Origin of the sequence: Herbaspirillum sp. B65, assembly GCF_000333555.1 — a bacterium.
Taxonomy (GTDB): Bacteria; Pseudomonadota; Gammaproteobacteria; order Burkholderiales; family Burkholderiaceae_D; genus Herbaspirillum; species Herbaspirillum rubrisubalbicans.
In genome coordinates this window covers 1-7519 of record NZ_BADI01000293.1, presented here as the reverse complement: position 1 = coordinate 7519, position 7519 = coordinate 1, and the positions used below count along the sequence as shown (strand labels likewise).

Here is a 7519-nt window from a genome sequence, read left to right as displayed (position 1 = left end):
ATTCATCCGCACCGCCTGACCAGGGGAAATCTATGTACGACGATCCGCGCCACATCCGCGATCACCGAATCGTGATCCGCTGCAACGCCGACAACTACGCTTTCATGAAGTCGCTCGCCCAACTGCAGGGCGAAAACTTGGCGACCTTGGCCCACGACATGATGCTGCATATGGCCGTCGAGTTCGTTGTTGCTCGTGATGTGCCCATAGTAATCAATCAAAACATGCAAACCAAGGCGCTGAAGAGCCACTTTTTAGTGCCTCAAGATGCCTGATATCGAACTGACGCTGATAAGCCCTGCACTCGTTGAGGCATTGGAAATACTGATGGCGTGCGAGGGATTCGAGACAATCGAAGACGCCGCCGAGTTCGTTTTTTCCGCAGCGGTTCGTGAAGGTGCAAAGCGTGTTACCGGCAAGGCAAGAGTGCTTTATGCCGTTGAGGGGAAGAAGCCATGCGCGTAATCAGCATTCCATGCCCACACTGCCAACATCGTGTGAGAGCGGCTAAGAGCCGTACCATGTCGTTGATGATGAAGGAAATCACCTACCAGTGCCAGAACGTCGAGTGCGGACACACCTTCGTGGCCACGCTTGAAGTTTCGCGCACCGTGTCGATGTCGGCCATGCCGAACCCGGAAGTGCGCATTCCCATCTCTTCGCGCGCGTTTCTGGCTGCGAAGAACCAAATGACGTTAGACCTCGCGACCGCTTAAGCAGCCGCTCAACTCCCGATAAATCAAAACCTGCCGTGCGCCAATTGGCGCGCGCGGGATTCGCTCACCCTAAAAAATCATGACCACTGCGAATCTGAATGCAAAGGATGTCATCAGGCAGTATTTCAACGATGATCTGGCCGCGTACCTTTGCGCACAGAAAATGCTGTACCGCCGCTCTATCACTGGCCTCCAATGGGACGTGATTTGGGAAGGGAGGAACGTCATCGGCAAGCGTCTTGCATCGCGGCTTCAGCTCCTGGGCGGTCTGCTGGGGGAATGGTAATGCGAACCGTATTTGCCCACTGCGTAGCGGCTTTACTGCTACTCGCCCCAGCATTGTTGTCGGCCCTCGGCCTGGTGAAAGGCTGACCATGCGCGGCGCCCGAATCAAGGACCATGCGTCATTCCGTCCCGTCACGGATCTGCTGCGCGAGCGTGCGGCACTGGCACCGACACCACCAGGCGATGAGGCAGCTAAGGCTGAATTGGAAAAAGCCATGACGCTGCTGCGCACGCGCAAGCGACCCAATCATCAGATTGGCGTCGCCTATTCCTGGGCAGCCACAGCCAAGCCGGTGCGCCGACACATCCTGGCAATGGCGGGACTCTCGCCGGATCGCTGGGAATATCCCATTCACTCCTTCAGCGGAGCCGAACGCCTGGCCATGCGCCATGCCGTGCTGCGTGCAATTACGACCTATGAAAGAGCGCTCAATGCAGTATAGGAAAGTCGATGCGAAGACTCGGCGCCAGCATAGGGCGTTCACGGAGTCGCCGCAGTTCGCCAGGGAGCTGGCGCGCATCCCCTTGAAGTGGCGTGGCCGTGTGGTCAGTGAGGCTCTAGAGCTGATGTCGGTCTGGCACTGGCGCCGCATCTTCGAGCCGGTGGCCGTCGAGTTCGTCCGTGACTTCGCAGAAAAGTACGTGCCGGCCGGCATCGATCTTTCTCAGGACGATGCGGATATCTGCGCCACGGCAGAAAAGGCCGCTGACAACGTCAAGAAAATGCTGTGGAAGGCAATCTCCGATACCCACGCCCGCGACATCATCGAGCAGGAATGCAGCGACTACGGTATTGACGTGCCGGAAGTGGACGATAACGACTTGCGCGCCATCATTGCCCGCGTGGTTGATCCTCGCTGGTGGCGCCGGCAGTTGCGCAAGGTGGTCGGCCGGGCCTTCGAGGGCGGCAATATCCGCCTGGGCTATGTCCACTACCACGGCGAGCCGTACGCCAGCAATGACGCCGTGCTGTCGCGCCTGGCCCAGAACAAGCGCAATGCCGCCGCGCTGGAAGCAACCATTGTGCGCAATGAGGCGGGCCAGGAATTCAGCATTGCTGAGCTGGCCGAGAAGACCACGGCCAATAAGACCATTCGCCGCGGCGAACTCATGCTGCGCATCAATGGCTTCGAGATGATCGCGAAGGAATGCAACGACCAGGGGCTATTTCTCACCTGGTCCTGCCCGTCACGCTTCCATGCCACTCTGCACACAGGCAAGCCGAATCCCAAATATGACGGCTCGGACCCACGTACGGCCAATAAGTACCTTGGCAAGATGACTGCGCTGGCGCGCTCGGCGCTGGCACGGCGCGGTATCGGCCTGTACGGTTTCCGCATCGCTGAACCGCATCACGATGGCTGCCCGCACTGGCACATGCTGGTGTTCGTGCGTGCTCTGCAGGGCTACACCACACCGCACGTCAAGGACGTGGCCAGCCGTGCTATCCGCATCATGAAGCGTTATGCCTGGCGCGTGGATCGCGGCGAGCCGGGTGCATTCAAGCGTCGCCTCGACGTGAAGCGCATCGACTGGTCAAAGGGAAGCGCTGCTGGCTACATCGCTAAATACGTGGCCAAGAACATCGATGGCGTGGCCGACCACAAGACCAAGGAAGGCTATGTGGTCACCACCGACACGGCCGGCGACTACGAACTGACGCCATCGGCCCGCGTGGAAGCCTGGGCGGCCCGTTGGGGTATTCGTCAGTTCCAGCAATGGGGTGGCGCACCGGTGAGCGTATGGCGCGAGCTGCGTCGCGTACCGGCAGACATGGTCAAACAGGCCCCGCCGGCCATGGCCGCTGCCTGGGATGCCGTCCAGAAGATCGAGGGCGAAAAGCGTGCGTGCTGGGCCAGCTATCTGCGGGCTCAAGGTGGTGCCCTGGTGAAGCGCGATGAGCTGATGGTCACGCTGGCCAAGGAAACTAAGACTGTCACAGGCCGCTATGAAGAGTGTGAGCGGGTGATGCCCTATGGCGTGCAGTGCCGCCAAATGGCCGGGGTGGTTTTTAAATCCGTTCGGCATACATGGACGCCCGTTCAAGGGCACGACGCCCACGCATCGGCGGGGTTGGGGTTCCCTTGGACTCGTGTAAATAACTGTACGCAGCCCGCCACGCCTGAGTTTGCGGCCGATGTGTCCTTCGAGCCGAAGACCACGCCAGCGCCGGTCATGTTCAAGCCCGACCAGGCCGCCCAGATCGATCATGCCTGGCTCGCCCTGGGCGCATGTCCCTGGCCTCGACCGGTGGTGGACGACATGCCGACATGGCCAGGGCCAACCATGACGCCCGATGAACAGCGCCGCGTACTGGCGGCCTGGGATGCTATCAAGGCGTGCCCCTGGCCACGCGTGGTGCCTGTGCCGGACAAGTCCCCACGCTGCGGCACGCCGCGCCAGGTCGCCGACTGGCGCGCCGGCCGGCTCGATGTGACCGAACTTCCGATTAATCCCAACCCAACGAAAGGGAACGCCCCATGACCGCGTTTCGTGTCGTCGTGCGCACTGCCAGCGCACGCCATTCCTACACCGCCATCGCAGCCCATAGCTGCGACGTGATCGCCGCCGCCGTCGATCGCTTTGGCGTGTGCTCTGTAACGGCCACCAAGGAGAAGAAACAATGAATGCACCCGTGAAATTCGATGTGATCGCCGCCACCAGCAGCAAGCCGCGTGACTTCGTGATGCAGCCCCCGCAGTCCCTGGACCGCATCACCTTCAACACGCCCGACGATGGCGTGCTGGCCGGCTATGTGTCGGTCATTCGTCAGCACCTGGGCAACGGTCAGCAATTCGCCTGGGTCGAGCTCGACAACGAGCCCGCCGGGCTGTTCCGCGGCGTGCCGTTGGCAGACATCCTCACTTGCGATGATGCCGGAGACCTGCGCCGCAATACTCCGAACCGCGAAGCTAGACGTCTGTGCCTGAGCGACTACAGCGCCAACATTATCGACAGGAGGAGAATGGATGCTCGCAATTAAAAATCCAACCGCCTGGGGCCAGCTTCTACGAATGCTGGCCGAGCAGGTGGCAAACGAAGTTCTGCAGCAGGCGCCGGAACTATCCGGCGATGATGAAACCGAAAAAGCACTCTATATTCAGCACCATGAAAGCAGCGATCTACGCACGCTATAGCACCGACAAGCAGCGCGAGGCCTCCATCGAGGATCAATTCACCATCTGCGCCAGGCGCGCAGAGCGTGAAGATCTCGACGTGGCCCAGCGCTACAGTGATGACGGGGTATCCGGCTCCACGCCGGTAGCCCGCCGCGCTGGCGGCGCGCGGCTGCTCATGGATGCGTTCAATGGTCGTTTCGATGTGTTGATCGTGGAAGGCCTGGACCGTCTGTCGCGTGACCAGGTCGAGCAAGAGCAACTGGTGCGCCGCCTGGAGCATCGCGGCATCGTCATCATCGGCGTGGCCGACAGCTACGACAGTCGCATGGGTGGCCGCAAGATCATGCGCGGCGTGCGCGGGCTCATCAACGAGATGTTCCTCGATGACCTGCGCAATAAGACGCACCGTGGTCAGGCCGGCCAGGTCGAACGCGGCTATGCCGCTGGCGGCAAGTCCTATGGCTATGACATCGTGCGCGACCACCTCGGCAGCAAGTATCAGGTCAACGATATTCAGGCCGGCTGGGTACGCTGGATCTTCGGGCGCTATGCCGAAGGCTGGAGCGTGCAGCGTATCGCCCATGAACTCAACGCCCGCAAAGTCCCCTCCCCACGCGCCAGCACCTGGGTGGTATCGGCCATCTACGGCTCGCCCAACAAGGGCAGCGGCATTCTCAACAACTGCCTGTATCAGGGTCTGTATATCTGGAACCGCTCGCAGTGGGTGAAAGATCCAGACACCGGCAAGCGACAACGAGTGGACCGACCGCGTGAGGATTGGCGAGAAATTCAGGTGCCTGAGCTGCGCATCGTCGATGAAGATCTGTGGCAGACCGTGCGCAAGCGGATCGATGGCCGGCTGCCTGGCCGCAAACAGGGGGCGCCGGTACGGACCTTGTTTGGCGGCCTGATGGCCTGCCCGTATTGTCGGGGTGCCATCATAGCGATCAACTCCCGGTTGTATGGCTGCGCTAATAGAAAGGATCGCGGGCCAACGGTTTGCAAAGGCATTCACTTCAAGCGAGAGACCGCCGACAAGAACCTGCTGGAGACCTTGCGCGATGAGCTGCTCTCCCCTGCCGCACAGGAACAGTTGCGACGGCAGGTGCAAGCCATCCTGGCAGAGCACCAGCGCAGCAGTATGACCGGTGGCGTAACAGCGGCCAGACGGCGCAAGGAACTGGATGGGGAAATTCAGCGCTTGGTAGATGCCATTGCCAGCATTGGTACCTCTCAGGCTCTGGCGGATCGGCTGCGAGCGGCCGAGGCCGAGCGTGGCCAACTGGCGGCGAGCAAGCCAAAGGCCGGCAGTGACGGGCCGTCTGCAGCAGAAATCGGGGAAAGGATTGGGAAGACGCTGGCCAACCTGGAAAGCGCCTTGGCCGCTGACGTGCAGCAGGCGCGCATTTTGGTGGCCGAGCTTTATGGGAAGATCAATGTCGTCGCCGAGGGCGAGAATATCTACGCTGAATACAACAATGCCGCTGAGAAACTATTACTAGCTTCTAGCGGCATGTCTCTAAACCTGGTTGCGGGGGCGGGATTTGTCCGTTATCTACCGTTTAGAATCAAATAAAACGGCAATTTATGGTCTCGCCCCTTTAGCCATAAATAAATCAAGATTTAACGGCTTATTCGCCTGTGCTGAGGCAATTATTTCTGGCCAACCCACCACGTTAATCAGATGTTCAAGCAATTGTTCTGTCATCTCGGCAATCTTGCCTACGACTTTAGAATGCGCGTGCTCTATTAAATGTTCGAGAGGAGTAACGTTCTCATCAACCGCATAGGATATCTGATTTCTCCTAACATTTAACAAAGGCAATGTCATTCCATTTTCCTCGTCCGGCACCAGAATGACCATTGGTATTCCGCGTTCCTTGTCTCCAGCATGTGCAGCCAGGAAATTTCGTAACGAAATAAACCTCTTATGAATTTCCCGGAACTCGATATCAAGCCAGTTCACCTCCATCCTTGTTCCTCGAACTGGGGCGTCACCGAACGCCTTTCCGTAGAAGGTTAGAGCCGCAACAAAAAAGGCTTGCCGGTCGTCCGATGCCGGGCTATCCCTATGACCAAAGTAGAGATAGGGATCGGTATCGATAGTTTCTGGATTATTTGCCAGCTGTCCCTCTGCCTCAATTTGAGCATTGATCTCTGTGGCCCTCACCGCCCAACGCATTGCCTTGGCGAGATCCTTTTCGATCATTGATAGACCTGAATAGCGTTTAGCTAGATGACCTTCCAGTTCGACATGAAAAATATCTCGTCCATTAAGGTGATAGCGCACCTTCGTATGAAGGCCGTCCCCTACAACCACTGCACTTGAACTTATTTGGGCAAATAGGTCCTCCATTGCCATGGTTCCCCCCCTGTGAAACTCTTTAAAATTTCGAAAAAATGTGGTGCGATTGTGACTTGCAGACTTGTGTCGGGAATATGAAATTTACTATTCAGATGTCTTAATGCCCTGTCTTTAAGAGTGAAGACATTCTCATTTCGCAGTGAAGATCTGGTATGTACCAAGCAATTTAAGCTAAATGGCAAATGGACGAGGGGACGCGATTGGCTCGGCATTACCTTTTCGCATCAAATAGTAAACGCAACTTTTGAAGAGTCGCTTTTTTGCAACGCCGTTACAATATTCGATTTGAATATTTTTTATTTATATGCGTATTTTTCTTTCGCTGAAGGGCGCTTCCCTCTTGGGCTTCACAAAAGTCAAGAAAAATTCTGAGAAAATTAGAAAGAAAATAACAGGATACTGCTATTGCTTTCTCAGCTAGAGCTACATATGCTGGAAGACATCAAAGACATAAAGCACTAGATGTAGTTATTTTAACTCTTCTGGCACTAGATGTAGATGATCTGTGGGTCTCCGGCGAACGGGGAGACCCGCTCGCCGGAGGGAAGGAATCCTGCGGAGCAAGACACCTTTGGGCTGGAATCCGAAGTGTGCGACCGTACGGCCGCCGTGTCAACGCAAAAAAGCAGGGCTTCAGTCCTCCAATTCGACCGTTCATTTTATGAAAGGTCCTGAAATGGACAATCTAAGCCTTCGCGGTCAACCCGACCGCGCCCTGCTCAATCGTCACGAAAAATGGGAGGTCGACTATTTCGCGAATCAGTTCGCGATGAAGTATGGATATGGTCGCCCAACCTATGCGGCTAAGGTGCGGAGAATGCTCTCCTACGTACCCGGACATCTTCGTAGTCGCGACCATATCGAACAATGGTTGGTCGCTAACTGGGAGCGATACATCTAATTGACCGAGTGGGGCGCGGAAGCGCGCCCCGCTGGCGCAATTATTTCACCTCAGACTACGGAGCTATCCATGGCCATCAAGCTTTTCCCAGAAAGTCCAAACACGTCAGCGAACGCACTGGCAAAATGAAGAA

General features: G+C 57.2%; 11 protein-coding genes. 10 read left to right on the top strand and 1 reads right to left on the bottom strand.

The features are described from left to right. From I5W_RS07670 to I5W_RS07635, 10 genes are all read left to right on the top strand, one after another. The coding region (locus I5W_RS07670) for a hypothetical protein (RefSeq protein WP_252716936.1) at positions 1–275 on the top strand (275 nt) is incomplete at its 5' end. Beyond that, positions 268–465, top strand: coding sequence for a hypothetical protein (locus tag I5W_RS07665; protein ID WP_017452875.1), 198 nt, complete (start codon positions 268–270; stop codon positions 463–465). The genes I5W_RS07670 and I5W_RS07665, both read left to right, overlap by 8 nt. Further along, the gene (locus I5W_RS07660) at positions 456–716 is read left to right on the top strand and encodes an ogr/Delta-like zinc finger family protein (RefSeq protein WP_017455160.1); all 261 of its coding nucleotides are present in this window, start codon (positions 456–458) and stop codon (positions 714–716) included. Before I5W_RS07665 ends, I5W_RS07660 begins: the two co-directional genes overlap by 10 nt. A gap of 79 nt (positions 717–795) precedes the next feature. Then, entirely contained in the window at positions 796–1002 is a 207-nt protein-coding gene (locus I5W_RS07655; protein WP_017452877.1) for a hypothetical protein, read from the top strand. 88 nt (positions 1003–1090) lie between these two features. Beyond that, the gene (locus I5W_RS07650; RefSeq protein WP_044528786.1) at positions 1091–1444 is read left to right on the top strand and encodes a hypothetical protein; all 354 of its coding nucleotides are present in this window, start codon (positions 1091–1093) and stop codon (positions 1442–1444) included. Continuing rightward, the gene (locus tag I5W_RS07645) at positions 1434–3485 is read left to right on the top strand and encodes a replication endonuclease (RefSeq protein ID WP_044528785.1); all 2052 of its coding nucleotides are present in this window, start codon (positions 1434–1436) and stop codon (positions 3483–3485) included. Before I5W_RS07650 ends, I5W_RS07645 begins: the two co-directional genes overlap by 11 nt. Further along, positions 3482–3628: a hypothetical protein gene (locus tag I5W_RS32395; RefSeq protein WP_008330650.1), complete on the top strand. Its 147-nt coding sequence runs from the start codon at positions 3482–3484 to the stop codon at positions 3626–3628. Before I5W_RS07645 ends, I5W_RS32395 begins: the two co-directional genes overlap by 4 nt. Then, complete coding sequence (locus tag I5W_RS07640; RefSeq protein ID WP_044528784.1) at positions 3625–3984, top strand: hypothetical protein; 360 nt, start codon at positions 3625–3627, stop codon at positions 3982–3984. Before I5W_RS32395 ends, I5W_RS07640 begins: the two co-directional genes overlap by 4 nt. Next, complete coding sequence (locus I5W_RS31965; protein ID WP_156481345.1) at positions 3971–4138, top strand: hypothetical protein; 168 nt, start codon at positions 3971–3973, stop codon at positions 4136–4138. The genes I5W_RS07640 and I5W_RS31965 overlap by 14 nt, the downstream gene beginning before the upstream one ends. Beyond that, positions 4074–5696: a recombinase family protein gene (locus I5W_RS07635; RefSeq protein ID WP_252716935.1), complete on the top strand. Its 1623-nt coding sequence runs from the start codon at positions 4074–4076 to the stop codon at positions 5694–5696. Before I5W_RS31965 ends, I5W_RS07635 begins: the two co-directional genes overlap by 65 nt. Before the next feature lie 9 nt (positions 5697–5705). On the opposite strand, the gene I5W_RS07630 is transcribed toward I5W_RS07635, so the two are convergent. Beyond that, positions 5706–6482: a hypothetical protein gene (locus tag I5W_RS07630; protein ID WP_148289054.1), complete on the bottom strand. Its 777-nt coding sequence runs from the start codon at positions 6480–6482 to the stop codon at positions 5706–5708. Positions 6483–7519 lie beyond the last annotated feature (1037 nt).